Source organism: Streptosporangium sp. NPDC006930 (genome assembly GCF_040635605.1).
Taxonomy (GTDB): Bacteria; Actinomycetota; Actinomycetes; order Streptosporangiales; family Streptosporangiaceae; genus Streptosporangium.
Genome location: NZ_JBEYID010000031.1, coordinates 80,384 through 99,019 on the forward strand (window position 1 = coordinate 80,384; position 18,636 = coordinate 99,019).

The following is an 18,636-nucleotide window of genomic DNA, read 5'->3' on the forward strand; positions in this document are numbered from 1 at the left end:
GTTAGCCTCACCTAAATTAACAATCTTTGGCGGCCGTGGGAAGCGCCTCAATCCAGGTGATTCATGAGTTCCGCGACGGTCTGGGCCGTCATGAGCGTCGCGACCTTCACTCCCGCGCAGCCCGGCTCCCGCCGGATGCGGCGCACCAACCCCATGACGAGCAGCGAGTGCCCGCCCAGGTCGAAGAAGTTGTCGTGCGGGCCGACCGCGTCCACCTCCAGGACCTCGGCGAACGCCCTGCACAGCATCGCCTCGCGGTCGTCGTCGCGCCGAGTCGCGCCACCGCCACCGTCGTCGGTGGCGCCGTCGCCGTGTCCGGGGCCGGTGACCGTACGGGCCGTGAGCGTCACGGGCAGGTCGCTCAGGCGCGTCTCGGGATCGGCCGCGACGGCCTCCAGCACGCCGACGAACGCCCCGATCATCGTGTCGATCGTGGCCGCGTCGAACAGGTCGGCCGAGTAGTCGACGACCAGGTGGAGCGCCTCCCCCCTCTCACGGAAGATGAAGTCGAGGTCGAACTTCGCCGCGGGCGGGCTGAAGAGCGCCTCCCGCTGCCGCAGCCCGGGAAAGCGCACGTCGCCCATCGCCTGGTTCTCATAGCCGACCATCACCTGGAACAACGGGTTGCGGCCGGGGACCCGAGGTGGCCGCAGCGCCTCGACGAGCACCTCGAACGGCAGGTCCTGGTTGGCGAGCCCGGCCAGGTCGGTGTCGCGGACACGGGCGAGCAGCTCGGCGAAGGAGGGGTCGCCCGAGGTGTCGGCTCGCAGTACGAGCGTGTTGACGAAGAAGCCGACCAGGTCACCGGCCGCCTCGTCGGTACGGCCCGCGACAGGGCTGCCCAGCGGGATGTCCTCCCCCGCTCCCGTGCGGTGCAGCAGCGCGGCGACCGCGCTCTGGCAGACCATGAACATGCTCACCTGGGCACCACGCGCCAGCTCGCGGAGCCGCCCGACCAGCAAAGGCGGCAGCCGCCTGGTCGTGGACCCGCCGCGCTGGCCGACGGTGGCGGGCCTGGGCCGGTCCACCGGCAGCGGGATCTCCTCCGGCATGCCCGACAGTTCCCTGGTCCAGTAGGCGAGCTGGCGGGCGTGCGGGCTGCCGGGGTCGGCGGGGTCACCGAGCAGCTCGCGCTGCCAGAGCGTGTAGTCGGCGTACTGCACGGCGGGCGGCTTCCAACCCGACGCGCCGTCCGCCCCCTCGTCCGGCGCCCTTCCCTCCAGCCGCGCGGCGTAGGCGCGCGCCACATCTCTGGCGAACGGCCCGAAGGACCACTCGTCGAACGCGATGTGATGGAAGACGGCGAGCAGTAGATGCTCGTCCTCCCCGCCCGATTCCGCGGTTCCCCTGAACACCTCGGCCCTCGTGAGCTCCGCGGTTTCCGTGAATTCAGCGGACCTCGCGGACTCCACGGCCTCGGCGGGCCTCGCGGGCGGTCTTGCGGGCCTCGCGGGAATGAGCGCTACCCGCAACGGGATCTCGGTGGCGAGGTCGAACGGCCGCGCGATCACCTCCTCGGGCGAGCAGGTGGTGATCTCCAGGACAGGACGCGCGGCCTCCGGAGGCAGGATCCGCTGGTAGGGCACCCCCTCGTGCTCGGCGAAGACGGTACGCAGGCTCTCGTGCCGCGCCGTCACGTCGCCGATCGCGGCCCGCAGCGCGTCCACGTCCAGCTCGCCGCTCAGGTGCACGGCCAGCGGCAGGTGGTACGCCTCGCGCGGCCCGTCGTCCTCGCGCAGGATCTGGTCGAGCAGCCAGAGCCTGCGCTGCGCGTACGACAGCGGGACGCGCCCCGGCCGTTTCACCGGCGCCAGCGGGGGCCTGAGCGTGACACCGGCCCTGTCGTGCAGCCGGGTGGCCAGCTCGGCGACGTTCGGCGCCTCGAACAGGTCACGGATCGCGAGCTCGGTACGCAGCACCGCGCGGACCCTGCCGACGAGCCGGGTCGCCAGCAGCGAGTGCCCGCCCAGGTCGAAGAAGTCGTCGTCCACGCCGACGCCGGGGACGTCGAGCACCTCGCCGAACAGGGTGCACAGCAGGTGTTCCACGGCGGTCCTGGCCGCGCGGCCGGAACCGCGCGGCCCCTGCCGGTCGGGGGCGGGCAGCGCCCGCCGATCCAGCTTGCCGTTGACGGTGAGCGGCAGCGCGTCCAGCGTGACGACCGCGCTCGGCACCATGTAGCCGGGCAACCGCCTCTTGAGTCCTTCGCGCACCCGCGCGGCGAGCGCCCCGTGGTCGCGGGCCGCCGCCGGGTTGTTCGCGTACGACGCGGGCCCACGCTCCGGGTCCGCGGGGAGGCAGGCGGCCCCTCCGCCGAAGACGGCGTCGTAGTGGCCGATCTCGTCCGATGGGGTGGTCACCACGCCGGGATCGAGCGCGTACAGCAGTTCGGGCTCGACCCCGGTCGGGGGTTCCTGGAGCAGCTCGCGTGCCTCCCGATGCGAGGCGCCGCCCTCCAGCGCGCGCAGCGCGGCGAGCTCGGCCGAGAGCCTGGGGTCGGGGATGGCACGGACCCGCAGCGGCCCGGAGCGAGCGGCGAGCCGGGCCGTCAGCTCCTCCACCCCCTCCCAGTCCACGACCTGGGTCCCCGCGTACGACGCGACCGGCCGCGCACCGGTCCGCGGGTCGGTCCGCAGGTCGAGCGGTGCGCCGGGCTGCGCGGCGAGGTTCGCCACGGGGTTCGCGGCGGGGTTCGCGGCGGGTGACTTCCAGAGGGTCACGTCGTAGCGGTACCTGCTGAGCTCGTTGTGGTGGACGCCCCGCTTGGTACGGATCTCCACCCGCGCGGCCAGGCCGAGGGCGGTGAAGAACGCGGGGTCGAGCAGGAGCTCCTTCTCCATCCGCACGGCCCGGTCGATCGCCGCCGTACCGTCGTCGCCGCCGCCCCGGCCGAGCCGGATCGCCGCGTGCAGGCAGCGCACCGACCGCAGGTCGCGCACGTCGCCCACGAACAGCGCGCCGCCGGGGGCGAGCAGGTCCATCGCGGCGGCGATCACGTCGGCGAGGTATCCGGCGCTCGGGAAGTACTGGACCACGGAGTTGACGACGATCGTGTCGAAGTGGCCCGCGGGCAGGCCGGTGGTGTCGTGCGCGGCCTGGCAGCTCAGGCGTACCGGCGAGTCGGGGCCGAGGTCGGCCCGGAGCTTGGCGATGACGGGCGCCGCGAAGTCGGTGGCCCAGTACTCGTCGCAGCCGGGGGCGAGCCGCGACAGCAGCAGGCCGGTGCCGACGCCGATCTCCAGCACCCGCCGAGGGCCGAGGGCCTCGACGCGGGCCGCGGTGGTGTCACGCCACTCGCGCATGTGCTCCAGCGGGATCGGCGACCCGTCGTAACTGCTGTCCCAGCCCGCGAAGTCCTCGGTGTGGACGGCCGTGCCGATCTCGGTGTACTCGGCGTCGTAGACCTGCCGCCACTCGGCCAGGTGCTCGCGCTCGGCGTCGGGCCGCGCGGCTCCGTCGGGCACCACGTAGCCGATGAGGCGCTTCACGCCGGGCACCTCGGTGCCGACGGCGACGACCGCGGCCTGCCCCACGCCCGGCTCGGCGGCCAGCGCGGTCTCGACCTCCTCCAGCTCGACCCGGTAACCGCGGATCTTCACCTGCTCGTCGGTACGGCCGAGGAAGTCGATGTTGCCGTCCTGGCGCACCCGCACGAGGTCTCCCGTGCGATACATCCGGCCGCCGCCGAACGGGTCGGCGACGAACCGCTCGGCGGTCAGGCCCGGCCGGTCGAGGTAGCCCCTGGCCAGACCAGCCCCGGCGATGTAGAGCTCTCCCGGCGTGCCGGGCGGTACCGGGCGCAGCCAGCCGTCGAGCACGTAGCCCCGGGTGTTCCAGATCGGCCTGCCGACCGTGGGGGTGGCGCTGTCCTCGGTGCCGCCGCCCAGCGTGTTGATGGTGTACTCGGTCGGGCCGTAGAGGTTGTAGCCCAGCACCCCCTCGGCCTCGGCGAGCCGGTCCCACACGGCGGCCGGGACGGCCTCGCCGCCCAGCAGCACGAGCGGCGGGCGGTGCTCGCCGTCGAGCAGCCCTTCCTCCAGGAGTTGCTGGGCGTAGGTCGGCGTCACGTTGACGACGTCGACGCGGTGACGCCGCAGGTATTCGGTGAGCGCCTCGGCGTCGCGCCGCAGCTCCTCGTCGCAGACGTGCACCTCGTGGCCCTCGATGAGCCAGAGCAGCTCCTCCCACGACATGTCGAAGGAGAACGACACGGTGTGCGCGATCCGCAGCCGCCGCCCGGCCGAGGCCACCACCGGGTCGAAGATGTTGGCCCGGTGGTTGAACTGCATGTTGGTCAGGCCCCGGTAGGGGGTGACCACCCCCTTGGGACGCCCGGTCGACCCGGAGGTGTAGATCACGTAGGCCGGGTGCTCCAGCCGTCCCGGCACGTCCCTGCCGAAGCCGGGCAGTTCCTCGTCCGTCAGCCCGGTTCCGGGCAGGCCCGCCAGCGTCTCCCGTACGGCGGGGTCGTCGAGCGGGATCGAGGCGCCGGGGTTCGCCAGCCCGGCGGCGATGTCGCGGTGCGAGACCAGGCAGACGGGGGCGGCGTCGGCCAGCATGAAGTCGAGCCGGTCGGCCGGGTAGTCCAGCTCCAGGGGAAGGTAGGCGGCGCCCGTCTTGAGCACCGCGAACAGCGCGACGATCATCTCGGCGGAGCGGGGCAGGGCAAGGGCGACCACCCGTTCCGGACCCGCGCCGTGCGCCTTCAGCAGCCGGGCGAGGCGGTTGGCGGCGGCGTCCAGCTCGGCGTAGGTGAGTCGCGTGTCCGGCTGGGAGACCAGGGCGAGCTCGTCCGGGGTGCGCGCGGCCTGGTCGGCGAGGAGCTCGGCGATGGTGAGGTCGGGGACGAACCGTTCGGCCTCGGCCCAGTCGCGGCGCATCCGGTCGTGCTCGTCGGGCAGGAGCGGGTCGAGCCGGTGGCAGGGGGTGTCGGGTTCGGCGGCGATGGTCTCCAGGAGGCTTACGTACCGGTCGGTGAGACGTCCGGCCTCGGCCTCGGTGAACGCGTCGCCCCGATACATGACCCGCAGGCCCGCGCCGGGCTCGACGACCATGGTGAGCGGGTAGTGGGTCGCGTCGCGCACCTGGCGGCCGGTCACCCGCACGTCGCCGCCGGGGCCGAAGCCGCGCCCGGTGGGCATGCCGGGGAAGTTCTGGAACACGAAGAGGGTGTCGAAGAGGGTCCCGAGGCCCGCCACCCGCTGCACGTCGGCGAGCGCGACGTAGGAGTGGTCGAACAGCTCCGAGGTGAACGTCTGCACTCGTTCCAGGACGGCGCGCAGCGGATCGGCCGCCGAGGCGCGCACCCGGACCGGGACGGTGTTGAACAGCAGGCCGACGACGGACTCGACGCCGTCGACGTCGGGGTGGCGGCCGGACACCGAGACGCCGAAGACCACGTCGTCGCGGCCGGTGAGAGCGGCCAGGAGCAGCCCCCAGGCGCTCTCGTACAGGGTGCCGAGGGTGAGGCCGGACTCGCGGGCGAGGGCGTCGAGCCGGGCGGCGAGGTCCTCGGGCAGCGCGCGGTGGATCTCCCCCGCGGTGGCGAGGTCGGCGGGCCGGTCGATCAGGTCCGGCCGCAGCAGGGTCGGCTCGTCGAGCCCTTCGAGGGCGCGGCCCCACGTCTTGATCGTGGCCTGCCGGTCCCGCCCGTTCACCCAGTCGAGATAGGCGTGGAAGGGGACCACGGGCCGGGCGCGCTCGGCGCCGGCGTCGGTGTAGAACTCCAGCAGCGAGGTGACGAGCAGGCCACCCGACCAGCCGTCCAGCAGGATCAGCTCGGAGGTGAGCACCAGCCGGAAGTCGTCCTCGCCCACCCTGGCCAGCGCGAAGCGGATCAGCGGCGGCTCGCCGGGGACGAACGGCCGGGCGCGCTGGACCTCGACGAACTCCTCCAGCGTCCGCTGGTCACCGGTCTCGGCGTAGGTCCAGTCGACCTCGAAGCGTTCGGGGACGAACTGCACGCTGCGGCCGCCGTCGGTGCGGAACCCGGCCCGCAGGTTGGGGAACTTCAGCAGCACCTCTCGCGCGGCCCCGGCCAGCCGGTCGGGATCGACAGGCCCCGCCAGGGTCACCACGGCCTGCTGTACGTAGACGTCGCGGTCCCCACCGGCCAGCATCAGGTGGAAGAGCAGTCCTTCCTGCAAAGGCGAGAGCGGCGACTCGGCCCACGTCGGCCCGCCCGCCACGACCTCACCCGGCAGGATCGCGGCCGTCCCATCGGGCGGGACAGACGCGTCCTTCTCTTCTCCATCCTCGAACCGCCCCGTCGCACCTTCCGCGAACACATCACCCAACGGGGTCGCCACGGTCTCAGCCGACACGCCGCCGAGCGGAGCCGTCGCGGGCTCGGCGGGTGCGCGGGAAAGATCCGCGACCCTGGCGAGGGCCTCGACGGTACGCAGCCGGAAGACGTCGCGGACGGCGAAGGGGAACCCGGCCCGGCGGGCACGTCCCACCAGCAGGGCCGCGTTGATGCTGTCGCCGCCGGTGCGGAAGAAGTCGTCGTCGGCGTTGACGCCGTCCCGCCCGAGGGTCTCGGCGACGAGATGGGCGATGGCGCGCTCGGTGTCGGTTCGCGGCGCCCTGCCCTCGCGGGCGACGGGCTCGGGTAGCGCGCGGCGGTCGAGCTTGCCGTTGGGAGTGCGCGGCAGGCGGTCGAGGCCGACGAGCACGGCGGGGACGAGGTGGTCCGGCAGGATCTCTTGGAGCCGGAGCCGCAGCGCGTCGAGGTCGGGTTCGGAACCGGGGTCACCCACGACGTAGCCGACGAGGCGTGGCCCCGAGCGGGCCGCCACGGCCGCCTGACGCACGCCGGGCTGCGCGGCGAGCACCGCCTCGACCTCTCCCGGTTCGACGCGGAAGCCTCGGATCTTGACCTGGTCGTCGGCCCGGCCCAGGAAGTCCAGGCTTCCGTCGCGGCGGCGGCGCACCCGGTCGCCGGTACGGTAGAGCCGCGATCCCGGCGGGCCGAAGGGGCTGGCCACGAACCGTTCTGCGGTGCGGGCCGGGTCCTTGAGATAGCCGCGCGCCAGACCGTCCCCGGCGAGGTAGAGCTCACCGACCGCGACCTCGCGGAGCCCGGCGTCCAGGACGTACGCCACGGTGTTGGCGATCGGGACCAGTCCGCCGCCGCCCTCGGCGATCAGGCTGTCCCCGGCCGCCTCCGAGCAGCCGTACAGGTTGACCAGCCGGGCGGGGACCCGCTGGACCAGAGAGACGGGCAGTGCTTCGCCGCTGCTCACCCAGGTGGTCACCGAGCCGAGCCTCCCGGTTCGCGCGCTCTTCCCTGCCTCCCGACACTCCTGCGGCTCCTTGGCTTCTCCGACCTCCCCACGTCGCGCGTTCTCCCCGGACTCACCGACTTCTCCAAACCGTCCGCTGCGCGCGGCCTCCCCTGCCTTTTCCGTCTCCTCGTTCTCCATGAGCGCGGCCAGCAGGCTCGGCACGACCGTCACCAGGTTCACACCGTGGCGGTGGATCAGCTCGGCGAGGGCGAGCGCGTCGGTGGCGGTGTCGTCGTCCGCGACGACGACGGTGTCACCGGCGACGAGGCCGCCGAGCAGTTCGGTGCTGCCGTCGATGAAGGCCGGTGAGCTCTTGGCGACCCGCACGCCGACGGTGGCGAGGTCCGCCCCCCAGGCGAGCCGGTTGGCCAGGGCACGCTGGGTGCCGACGACGGCCTTCGGGGTCCCGGTGGACCCCGAGGTGAAGATCACGTACGCGGGATGGTCGGGGAGGATCGGGGTCTTCGCGCGAGGCGGGGCGTCCGGTAGCCGCTCGTCGGCGCCGAGGACGAGCAGGGGCCCGGCGGTGTCGAGCATCAGGTCGATCCTGGAGCGCGGGTAGGTCGTGTCGATCGGCAGGTAGGCCGCGCCGGTCTTGAGCACGGCGAGCAGGGCGACGACGAACTCGGCCGAGCGGGGCAGCGCGATCGCGACGATCTCCTCGGGGCCCGCCCCCGCCGCGGCGAGCCGGTCGGCGAGGACCTCGGCGCGCTCGTCAAGCTCGGCGTAGCTGAGCGTGATCCCGCCGTCGCCGGAGACGTCACCGCAGACGACGGCGGCGGCGTGCGGGGTGCGCGCCACCTGCGCCTCGATCCGCCGGGCGACGGCGAGCGGGGCGAACTCGTCCACGGGGCCGGGTCCCGCGAGCGGCCCGATCGGGGCGCGGAGCGACGACAGGCGCCGTGCCGGATCCTCGGTGACCTGGTCGAGCAGCTCGCCGAGGTCGGCGATCATGCCGGTGACGGTCTCGGCGTCGAAGAGGTCCGTGGCGTAGGCGACGAACCCCTCGATCAGTTCCTCGCCCTCGGCGAAGTAGATGTCCAGGTCGAACTTGACGCCGCCGGTCTCGGGAAGGAAAGGTTCCGCGCGCACGCCGGGCAGCCGCAGCCGCACGTCCTCCAGCCGCTGATGGACGATCATCACCTGGAACAGCGGGCTGCGGGCGAGCGAGCGTTCGGGGGCGAGCCGCTCCACGACCTGCTCGAACGGCACGTCCGCGTTGGAGAACGCGGCCAGGTCGGTGCGGCGGACCCGCTCCAGGAGTTCGGTGAAGGTGGGGTCGCCGCTCAGGTCGGTGCGCAGCACGACGAGGTTGACGAACACGCCGACCAGGTCCGCGAGGTCGGCGTCGGTGCGGCCCGCGACGGGCGAGCCGAGCGCCACGTCGTCGCCCGCTCCGGCCCGGTGCAGGAGCGCGGCCACGGCGGCGTGCAGGACCATGAAGACGCTGGTTCCGGTCTCCAGGGCGAGCCGTCGCGCCCCGGCCGACGGCAGCCGGAACGATGCCAGCCCGCCCCGGTGACTCGCCTCGGCGGGGCGGGGCCGGTCGGCCGGTGGCGCGCTCTCCTCGGGCAGCCCGCGCAGCGTCCGCTCCCAGAAGTCGAGCTGGTCCGCGGGGGCCGGGAACTCGTTCCGCCAGACGGCGTAGTCGGCGTACCGCACGGGCAGCGGCGCCCAGTCAGGCGCGGTGCCCGTCCTGCGGGCGGTGTAGGCGCGCGACAGGTCGGCGAGCAGCGGGGTGAACGACCACTCGTCGGCGGCGGCGTGGTGCTGGAGTACGACCAGCACGGACTCCTCGGCACGGACCCGCAGCAGGGTGGCCCGGATGGGCAGGTCGGCCCCGAGGTCGAAGACGTGCGAGGCGGCCCTCGTCTCGGCCGCGCGCAGCCGTTCCTCCGGCCGGCCGCGCGCGTCCACCACGTCGAAGGCGATCTCGACGGTGTCGAGGACGCGCTGGACCGGCAGTCCGTCGGGGCCCTCCTCCAGCAGGGTGCGCAGCGCCTCGTGCCGGGTGACGACGTCGGCGAACGCGGCGCGCAGCGCGTCGACGTCGACCGGCCCGTACAGGCGCAGGCCCAGCGGCAGCGCGTCGGCGGCCGAGGGGCCGCGCAGGCGTTCCTCGAACCAGAAGCCGCGCTGGGCGGGAGAGGCGGGGACGATCTCGGGCCTGGTCACGTCGCGGACCCTCGGCCGGGTGCCCCGTACCAGCCTGGGCGCGAGCGTGGCGACCGTGGGCGCCTCGAAGACGTCGGCGATGGTGAGCTCGGCGTCGAGCGCGGCGCGCACCCGCCCCGCGAGGCGGGTGGCCAGCAGGGAGTGGCCGCCCAGGGTGAAGAAGTCGTCGTCGATGCCCACGGTGCGCAGGCCGAGGGTCTCGGCGAAGACCGCGCACAGCGCCGCCTCGCGGTCGTCGCGCGGCCCCCGGCTCGACACCCGCGCCTCGGGCGCGGGCAGCGCGGCCCGGTCGAGCTTGCCGTTGACGGTACGAGGCAGTGCCTCAAGCAGGACGATCGCCGAGGGGAGCATGTACTCGGGCAGCGTCTCGGCCGCCGTCGCCCGCAGGTCCGCCTCGTCGAGGTCTCCGTTCGGCACCACGTACGCGACGAGCCTCTTCTCGCCGGGCGCGTCCTCGCGGACCACGACGGCGGCCTGGGCGACACCGGGGTGGGCGGCGAGCACGGCCTGCACCTCGGCGGGCTCGATGCGGAACCCACGGATCTTCACCTGGTCGTCGGTACGCCCCAGGTATTCCAGCGATCCGTCGCGGGCCCAGCGGGCCAGGTCGCCGGTGCGGTACATGCGCTCGCCCGGCGGGCCGAAGGGGTCGGCGACGAAGCGTTCCGCGGTGAGTCCCGGCCTGCCCGCGTAGCCGCGCGCCAGCTGCGTCCCCGCGAGGTAGAGCTCGCCGGGGACGCCGACCGGGGCGGGGCGCAGCGCGGCGTCCAGGACGTAGGCGCGGGTGTTGGGGAACGGCCTGCCGATCCCCGAGGACGGCAGCTCGGTGGAGGTCGCCCAGATCGTCGCCTCGGTCGGCCCGTACACGTTGACCGCCGACGCCGCCACCGCGTGGAGGGTTCCGGCGAGCGCGGCCGGAAGGGCTTCACCGCCGACGAGCACCCGCAGCCCGCGCAGCGCGGCCGGGTCCAGCGAGCCCAGCAGCGACGGGGTGCCCTGGACGATCGTCGCCCCGGCGAGCAGCGCGCCCAGCGCCGCCGGGTCGCGAACGCTCTCGCGCCCGGCGAGCACGACGGTCGCGCCGCTGATCAGCGGCGCGTACAGCTCCAGCGCGGCGATGTCGAACGCGATCGTGGTCACCGCGACCAGTCGGTCGTCGGCGTCCAGGGCGAGACGCTCCCTCATGGTGAGCAGGAACGTGGTGAGCGCGGCGTGCGGGATGGCCACGCCCTTGGGCCGGCCGGTCGAGCCCGAGGTGTAGATGACGTACGCCAGGTCGCCGCCTCGGACCGGATACGACTCCTGGCCTGCGGTCGGCCCGGGGGGTGTTCCGGGGTGCGCGTCGTCCTGCGCCGGCGTCTCGGCGCGGGGGACGGCGATCACCGGGGGGACATGGGCGGGGCGGAGCGCGCCGTCCGGTGTCAGATTCTCGGTTGTCAGCGTCTGGGGTGTCAGCGTCTCGGTTCCCTGCGGGATGAGGGCGGCCGTCTCCGAGGTCGCGATCGCGCAGAGCGGGGCGGCGTCCCGGATCATGTAGGCGATCCGGTCGGCCGGGTGGTCCAGGTCCAGCGGCAGGTAGGCGGCGCCGGACTTCAGCACGGCGAGCAGCGCGACCACCAGGTCGGGGGTGCGGGGCAGTGCCAGCGCGACGACCCGGCCGGGTCCCGCACCGCGCTCGCGCAGCACTCGGGCGAGGCCCGAGGCTCGCAGGTCCAGCTCGGCGTAGGTGAGCGTGGCCCCGCCGGTGCCCTCGACGGCGACCGCGCCGGGAGTGCGGGCGGCCTGCTCCTCGAACAGGGAGGTCACCGTCGTGTCCCGGACGGGGCGCGCGGTGTCGTTCCACTCCTCCAGCAGGGCCGCCTCGGCCGCACCGAGCAGCTTCAGGTCGGCGATCCGCCGGTCCGGGCGGCTCACCGCGTCGCCGAGCAGCGTCTCCAGGTGGCCGAGGAGTGCGTCGACGCGCTCGTCGTCGAACAGCTCGCGCCGGAAGGTGGCCTCGACGGTCATCCCCCGGGGCCTGACGAAGGCCTCCAGCGACAGGTCGAAGTGGGTGGTGCCGTTGTGGATGTGCGTCCAGCTCGTGGTGACGCCCGGCAGGTCCAGGTCACCGATCTCCTGGGCGAGGAACAGCAGCATGGTGTCGAAGAACGGCGAGCCGCCGCGCCTGCGGGCGGGCCGCAGCTCCCGCACGATCGTGTCGTAGGGCAGTGTCCGGTGCGCGAACCCCTCGGTGCAGGTGTCGCGGACCCGGCGCAGGACCTCGCGGAAGGTGGGCGCGCCGGACAGGTCGGTGCGCAGCACGAGGGTGTTGCCGAAGTTCCCGGCCAGCCGCTCGATCTCGGTGTGCTCGCGGTTCATCACGGCCGAGCCGATCGCGATGTCGGTCGCGCCGGTGTAGCGGTGCAGGAGCACGGCGTGGGCGGCGAGCATCACCATGTACGGGGTGAGGTTCTCCCTCGCGGCCAGCTCCCGCATGCCTGCGGTGACGGTGTCGTCGAAGCGGCGGGCCCTGCGCCCGCCGCGCTCGGAGGCGGTCGCGCCACGCGGGCGGTCGGCGGGCAGGTCCAGGGGTGCGGGCGGCGGGTCGAGGCGCCGCCGCCAGTAGTCCATCTCCTCGACCGGGTGCGGGCGGCCCTGTTCCCAGTCGGCGAAGTCGGGATAGTGGACGGTGAGCGTGGGCAGACCGTCCGGCTCACCGGAGACGGCGGCGCGGTACAGGGCCGACAGGTCGCGTGAGAGCGAACCCCAGGTCATGCCGTCCCAGGCGATGTGGTGCACGACCAGGACCAGGGCGTACCCGTCGACGCCGATCCTGAGCAGTTCGAGCCGGATCGGCCGCTCGGCGCGCAGGTCGAAGGGGATCGCCGCGAGCCGCTCGGCGTACGCCTCGGCGTCGTCCTCTGCGTGGTCACGCACCGGCAGGTCGAGGGAGTCGTCGGCGAGGACGTACTGCACCGGCGTCCCGTCGTCGTTCTCGTCGTAGACGGTGCGCAGCACCGCGTGCCTGCGCAGGAGGGCGCGCAGCGCCTCGCGGAGCGCCTCGGGGTCGAGCGCGCCCGACATGCGTACCAGCAGGCAGACGTTGTAGGCGGGGCTGGAGGGGAACGTCCGGTGGTGCAGCCACATGCTCTGCTGCGCGTACGACAGCGGGGCGGGACCGCCGCAGGCGCGTGGAGTGATCCGGTCCCTGCCGGGTCCGAACCCCGCCTCGGTCATCATCCGCCGCATCAGTTCGCGCCGCTGCGCGACGTCCTGCCGCTGTTCCCGCACGCTCAACGTCCTTAGGGGCCGGGGGTCGGGCACTCTGTCCCGCATCGGAACTTAGGTTAGCCTTGCCTCTTAAATCCACACAAGGTTAGCCTTACCTAAATTGCTGGAAGTTGTCCGGTTTCATAAAGGAGTGGGTTCCTTGTCCTCTGGTGTCCGCACGGATGAGACGCGCACGGAGATAGTCGTCGAGAGCGCGGCCGACCCGTTGCGTCTGGTCACCCACCTGGCCCGGTCCGGGCTGTTCGACGACTACGTCGTGTACGAGCGGCCGGGCCTGTGGACCTTCGCGGGCGGGGTGGCGGGTGAGGTGATCCTCGAAGCCGGAGTCGTCCGCAGCCGCTGGCTGGACGCCCCCTCCCCTGCCTTCGCCGACCCCGCGCGCGCGCCGGATCCACTGGACCCACTGGATCCGTTGCACGTGCTGGACCCGCTGGACCCGGTGGACTGGGTCGACGAGCCGTGGTCGGGCCGACCGGCCGCGGCGCTGGAGGCGGCGCTGCGGACCGCCCCGTGGCCGGGGTGGAACGCCTACGGCTGGATCGCGTTCGAGTTCGCCGCGCTCGCCCCGGCGGACAGGCTCGCCCACCTGGTCGTGCCACGTACCGAGGTGCGCGTCGAGGCGGGGCGCGCGCTGGTGGTGAGCGCGGACGCCGAGGAGGCCGAGCGGGTCGCCGAGCTGCTGTCGGGCCAGGTCGTCCCCGGATCGCCGTCGTCGCCGTCGCCGGTCGACGTGCGCACCGGCGGCGACCTCTACAGGTCGCGGGTCGCCCAGGCGATCTCCGAGATCGACGCCGGGCTCTACGAGAAGGTCATCGTCTCCCGGCGGCTGCCGATCCCGTTCCCCGTCGACGTCGCCGCGACGTACGCGTGCGGCCGTGCCGCCAACACCCCGGCCCGCTCGTTCCTCCTCGACCTGGAAGGCTTCCAGGCCGCCGGGTTCAGCCCCGAGGTGCTGGCGAGCGTCGACGGGCACGGCACGGTGACGACCCAGCCGCTCGCCGGCACGCGCGCCTTCGGCCAGGGCGAGAACGCCGACTCGCGGACCCGCCGCGAGCTGGAGAACGACCCCAAGGAGATCTTCGAGCACGCGGTGTCCGTACGCGCCTCGCAGGACGAGCTGTACCGGGTGTGCGTGCCCGGCACGGTCCGGGTCACCGGCTTCATGGCGGTGAAGGAACGCGGCAGCGTGCAGCACCTGGGGTCGAGCGTCAGCGGCGAGCTGGCGCCCGGCCGCACCGGCTGGGACGCGCTCGACGCGCTGTTCCCCGGCGTGACCGCCTCCGGTATCCCCAAGGCGGGAGCCGTCGACGCGATCGCCAGGCTGGAGGAGCCCCGAGGGCTCTACGCCGGAGCCGTTCTCGCCGTCTCACACGACGGGGCGATGGACGCCGCCCTGGTGCTGCGCGCCGTCTACAGCGAGAACGGCCGTGCCTGGCTACGGGCCGGCGCCGGCATCGTGTCGGGTTCGACGCCCGAACGGGAGTACGAGGAGACCTGCGAGAAGCTCTCCAGCATCGCTCCGTACGTGGTCCCGCGCGCCTGAGGAGACGTCGCTCCGGTCTTTCCGCACACCATCCGCCCTCACGCGCCTTCCCCGCGCGTGAGGATGCCGGCACTCGCCACCGCATGCGCCTTCCACGAGCGGGTCCCCGCGCGTGAGGGCACCGGCACTCGCCGCATGCGCCTCCCACGAGGGAGCGTCCGGCACCCGCCGTCGCATGCGAATTTCGGCTGAGAGCGCCCGGCATCCCCCACACGGAAGGCTCACGAGGACGCCCGGCACCTCCCCGCGAGCCTTCCGCGTGGAAGGGTTCAGCGCAGGCTCGCGGCGAGCTCCTTCTTGCTGATCTTGCCGACCGGGGTGCGAGGAAAAACCTCGACCGGCTCGACGCGGTCGGGCCACTTGTATCCGGCCACACCGCGCTCCCTGAGGAATCTCTTGATCTCCCTCAGGGTCGGCGCCTGGTCCCGCGCGATCAGGAAGGCGCAGGTCCGCTCCCCCATCACCGGGTCCGGGATGCCGACCACCGCGGCGTCGTGCACCGCCGGATGGGCGAGCAGGTGGTTCTCCAGCTCCTCTGCCGAGATCTTGTCGCCGCCCCGGTTGATCTGATCCTTGTCGCGGCCCTCCACGACGAGGTGTCCCGAGGGGAGCACCCGCACCAGGTCTCCGGTCCGGTAGAAGCCGTCGGGGGTGAAGGAGCGCGCGTTGTGCTCCGGTGCGCGGTAGTAGCCGCGCAGGGTGTACGGGCCGCGGGTGAGCAGCTCTCCGACCTCGCCGGGGGCGACCTCCGCACCGTCGGAGTCGACCACGAGGATCTCGTCGGCCGGGGACAGCGGCTTGCCCTGCGTGGTGTCGACCAGCTCGCGAGGATCGTCCAGCCGGGTGTAGTTGAGCAGCCCCTCGGCCATTCCGAACACCTGCTGCACCGCGCAACCCAGTACGCCGGGAACCCGCTCGGCGCGCTCGGCGGCGAACTTGGCCCCGCCCACCTGCAGCAGCCGGAGCGACGACAGATCCTCCCGCGACCAGGAGGCCGCCTCGAGCCAGAGCAGCGCGATGGGCGGCACCACCGCGCACACCGTCACCCGCTCCCGCTCGATGAGGGGGAACGCCTCGTCGGGTGATCCTGAGGAGGCGAGGACGACGGTGCCGCCCTTGGCGAACACCCCCAGTACCCCGGGGCAGGCGAGCGCGAAGTTGTGCGCGACCGGGAGGACCACGAGGTAGACGGTCTCGCGGGTGAAGCCGCAGACCCCGGCGCTCGCCTCCAGGTTGTAGACGTAGTCGCGGTGGGTGCGCGGGATCAGCTTCGGAAGTCCCGTGGTGCCGCCGGAGAGCAGGAACACCCCCACGTCGGCCGGCTCCGGCCGCTCGTACGAGGGGTCAGGGTCGAGGTCGAGGTCGGCGAGGGCGAGGAACTCCTGGGCGTCCCCGTCCACCACGACGTGCTCCACGGCCAGCGAGCGGGCCAGGTCGCGGTAGTCGAATCCGCCGTGCGCGTCCGGGATGACGTACGCCCTCGCCTCGCTCAGCTCGCACAGGTAGCCGATCTCGCTGCTGCGGTGCGCGGGCAGGGCGAGCACCGGGACGGCGCCGATCCGGACGAGGGCGAGGAAGACGACGACGAAGGCGGTGGTGTTGGGCAGTTGCACCACGACGCGGTCACCGCGCCGGATGCCCAGCCGCGCGAAACCCGTGGCGGTGCGCTCGGCGCGGCGGTCCAGCTCGGCGTAGGTGAGCCGCTCGTCCCCTGCCACGAGCGCGGTCCGCTCGGGGTCGCCCCCGTTCAGCACGTCGCCGAGCAGCCGGTCGCTCCAGTAGCCCTCCGCCAGGTAGCGCGCCGCGAACTCCTGTGGCCAGGGGGTGAATCCCTCCACGGGTCACCTCCCCGCGATCTGGGCCAACGCGCCCGCGACCGGCTCGGCCGGGTCGGTACCGAGCGCGACGACGCGGTTGGCTCCGTCCACGTGCACGACTTTGGGCCGGTGCGCCCGCACCTCCGCGTCGTCGAAGTTCCCGTACGAGATGATGATGACCAGGTGTCCCGGATGAACCAGGTGGGCCGCCGCGCCGTTGACGCCGATCACCCCGCTGCCCGCCTCGCCGGTGATCGCGTAGGTGACCAGGCGGGCGCCGTTGTCGATGTCGACGACATGGACCTGTTCACCTTCGACGATGTCGGCGGCGGCCATCAGGTCGGCGTCGATCGTCAGGGAACCCACGTAGTGCAAATCCGCCTGGGTCACGGTGGCACGGTGGATTTTTCCGTTCATAAGGACCCGCTGCACTGGTCTGTCCTCTTTCCCTAAGGTCAACTAAGGTTAGCCTCACCTTATCCACTGTGCCCGACGAGGAGAACCCCGAAGATGCTGCGCCGTCTGGCCATGGACATCAGCCCCCTCCGGACCAGCAGAGCCTTCCGTGACGTGTTCGTGGCACGCACCGTGTCGGTTTTCGGGATCGGCATGCTGATGGTCGGGGTGCCCATGCAGGTCTACGCGATGACCGGATCGACCGTGCACGTCGGCGCCGTCTCCTCGGCCGAGGGCTTCGCGCTGCTCGCGGGGTTCCTGTGGGGTGGCGTGCTCGCCGACCGGCACGACCGGCGCCGGTTGATGCTCGTCGCGCGCACCGCCGCCGGTATCGGCTTCGCGCTGCTGACGCTGAACGCCTTCCTGCCCTCCCCCTCTCTGGCGGCGATCTACGTGCTCGCCGCCTGGGACGGGCTCGCGACCGGCGTCAGCGTGACCGCGCTGCTGGCCGCGACCCCAGCCCTCGTCCCCTCCGACAAACTGGTCGCGGCGGGCGCGCTCAACGCGCTGACCGTACGGCTCGGTTCGATGCTCTCCCCCGCGCTCGGCGGCCTGACCGTGTCGGCGTTCGGCGTCGGGTGGAACTACGCGGCCGCGGCCGTGGGAACGCTCGCCACCCTCGGCCTGCTGACGAGGTTGCCCGCGCTCAGACCGACCGTCGAGGTCACGGAGAACCCGCTGAGGGCGATCGGCTCGGGGCTGCGGTTCGTGGCCTCGCACCGCGTGGTCGGCTCGCTCATGCTGCTCGGCCTGCTGTTCATGGTGGCGGGCGGTATCCCGGTGCTCATGCCCGCGTTCGCCACCCTGCGGCTGGGCGGCGGCCCGGCCACGATCGGCCTGCTCTACGCCGCGCCCGCCTGCGGCGCGGTGCTCGGCTCGATCACCAGCGGCTGGGCCGGACGGTCGCGCGCGCCGGGTAAGGCGCTGCTCGTCGCCTCGGTCTGCGGCTTCGCGCTGCTCGCCTGCCTCGGGCTGGCGACCCACCCGGCGCTCGCCGTCGCGATCCTCTTCGGGTACGGCCTCGTCGCGTCCGTCGAGGAGATCCTGCGCTACGGCCTCATCCAGGCGCACACCCCCGACGGTTACCTCGGACGGGTGAACGCCCTGTGGGCCGCCCAGGAGACCGGCGGCGAGGCCGTCGGCGCGCTCGGCGCGGGCGTCCTCGGCCGCTACCTCGCACCCGGCACCGCGATCGTCGTGTACGGCGCGGCCAGCGCCGCCCTCGCCCTCGGCCTCGCCCTCACGCTCACCGGCCTGCGCGGCGCGACCCTGAAGACCGACCCGCAGGACACCGAATCGGGGAAGGCCCGCTCCCGGGACGCCGAGCCGCGTCAGCCCGGGTGAGAACCGCCCAGGCAAAGACGCCGCGAAGAAACGGCTGGAAAAACAACCGCCTCTGTCAGATCGTGAGAAGTGGCAGCAAACCCCTCATGTCCCGAGCCGACGCAGGACCGCCGGTGACGCCCGCCCGACGAACCACGGCCCGGCCTCGGGGGGAACCCGCAGGAACGACGAGAGGAAGACCATGGCTCAGACGACCGCCGCCCTCCTGCTGCTCGTCGCCCTGACCGGCGGCACGGCACCGGCGCAGTCAGGCCTGACACCGGCGGAAACACCAACGGCCGCCCTCGCACCGGTTTCGGCCGCCCTGGGGACGGACGCCGTCGCGCGGGGGAAGGCCACCGGTCCGAACCTCCGAGCGTGTTACGACGGAAGGTGCAAGCTCACCATCTCGAAGACCGTACGGTTCCGGGTCAGCCCTCGATTCGGCGTCACCCGGCTGTCCGTCTCCTTCGGCCGGGATTTCGTGCGGGTGCGGGCCACCGGCCCCGGTGTCACCTCGCAGGCGGTGCTCGGCCTCCGTTCGACGGGGTCGGTCAACGGCATCGGCGTACGGGTGGTCTCGCTCTCCCGGGGCAAGGCGGTGCTGAAGCTCTCCCCCGTCCGCTGACCGCGACGACCATTCCCTCCGCTCGTGAGCGGAGGGGATCTCGTACCGGAGGCGCGGTCCCGGGCGACCGGCTGACGGTCCGCGACCGCCCCCGGCGGTCACGTCCCGCCGGGGGCGGTCGCGGACCGTCAGCCGGGC

General features: G+C 73.1%; 6 protein-coding genes. 3 read left to right on the forward strand and 3 right to left on the reverse strand.

Annotated elements, in window-relative coordinates; translation table 11 throughout:
• Positions 1–47: 47 nt before the first annotated feature.
• Positions 48–12,776: an amino acid adenylation domain-containing protein gene (locus tag ABZ664_RS36245; RefSeq protein ID WP_362520873.1), complete on the reverse strand. Its 12,729-nt coding sequence runs from the start codon at positions 12,774–12,776 to the stop codon at positions 48–50.
• A gap of 94 nt (positions 12,777–12,870) precedes the next feature.
• On the opposite strand from ABZ664_RS36245, the gene ABZ664_RS36250 reads away from it, so the two are divergent.
• Positions 12,871–14,274, forward strand: a complete 1,404-nt coding sequence (locus ABZ664_RS36250) for a salicylate synthase (protein ID WP_362520877.1) — start codon at positions 12,871–12,873, stop codon at positions 14,272–14,274.
• Positions 14,275–14,543: 269 nt separating this feature from the next.
• Here ABZ664_RS36250 and ABZ664_RS36255 read toward each other — a convergent pair whose 3' ends face one another.
• Positions 14,544–16,112, reverse strand: a complete 1,569-nt coding sequence (locus ABZ664_RS36255; protein ID WP_362520880.1) for an AMP-binding protein — start codon at positions 16,110–16,112, stop codon at positions 14,544–14,546.
• Between the two features lie 3 nt (positions 16,113–16,115).
• Positions 16,116–16,523, reverse strand: a complete 408-nt coding sequence (gene panD, locus ABZ664_RS36260) for an aspartate 1-decarboxylase (RefSeq protein WP_362520883.1) — start codon at positions 16,521–16,523, stop codon at positions 16,116–16,118.
• 78 nt (positions 16,524–16,601) lie between these two features.
• On the opposite strand from panD, the gene entS reads away from it, so the two are divergent.
• Together entS and ABZ664_RS36270 are read left to right on the forward strand one after the other, a co-directional pair.
• Positions 16,602–17,891: an enterobactin transporter EntS gene (gene entS, locus ABZ664_RS36265; protein WP_362520886.1), complete on the forward strand. Its 1,290-nt coding sequence runs from the start codon at positions 16,602–16,604 to the stop codon at positions 17,889–17,891.
• Positions 17,892–18,072: 181 nt separating this feature from the next.
• Entirely contained in the window at positions 18,073–18,498 is a 426-nt protein-coding gene (locus ABZ664_RS36270; RefSeq protein ID WP_362520889.1) for a hypothetical protein, read from the forward strand.
• The last annotated feature ends 138 nt before the right edge of the window (positions 18,499–18,636 follow it).

Bases quoted from the DNA above. Each gene is read 5' to 3' on its own strand.
- ABZ664_RS36245 (WP_362520873.1), bottom strand. From the start codon at position 12,776: ATGCGGGACAGAGTGCCCGACCCCCGGCCCCTAAGGACGTTGAGCGTG.
- entS (WP_362520886.1), top strand. From the start codon at position 16,602: ATGCTGCGCCGTCTGGCCATGGACATCAGCCCCCTCCGGACCAGCAGA.
- ABZ664_RS36270 (WP_362520889.1), top strand. From the start codon at position 18,073: ATGGCTCAGACGACCGCCGCCCTCCTGCTGCTCGTCGCCCTGACCGGC.